We start from the raw sequence: 472 nt of genomic DNA, 5'->3' as shown, positions 1-472 counted from the left end.
ACCGCGGTGGACACCTTTAACGAAAATGACGCCGTGGTCGGCCAAACCGTGGCCACCTTCACCGCCAGTGACGAAGAAGACGGCACGCTCACCGTGGCCAACGGCGGGGTGGACTTCACCCCCGGCACCAACGGTGACGGCTACTACGCCTTTGACGGCGAGAACGTGACCCTGACCCAGGCCGGTGTCGACGCCATCAATGCCGGCACCACGCTGCCCCCGGTCAGCCTCACCGCCACCGACAGCGGCGGCCTGACTGCCACCGACAGCGACACCCCGACGTACGCCGCCCAGAACGACGGCCCGACCATCGACGTGACGGCCGTCGCCGAGTTCAATGAAAACGACGCCGTGGTCGGCCAAACCGTGGCCACCTTCACCGCCAGTGACGAAGAAGACGGCACGCTCACCGTGGCCAACGGCGGGGTGGACTTCACCCCCGGCACCAACGGTGACGGCTACTACGCCTTTG

Annotated in this window: 1 protein-coding gene; it reads left to right on the top strand. The window is 66.7% G+C overall.

Translation table 11 applies throughout. The features are described from left to right. A partial coding sequence (locus tag ACUN8H_RS18750; RefSeq protein ID WP_445533545.1) for a hypothetical protein occupies positions 1 to 472 on the top strand: 472 nt, incomplete at both ends.

The organism is Vreelandella sp. V005 (assembly GCF_052645115.1).
This window is presented reverse-complemented; position numbering and strand designations above follow the sequence as displayed.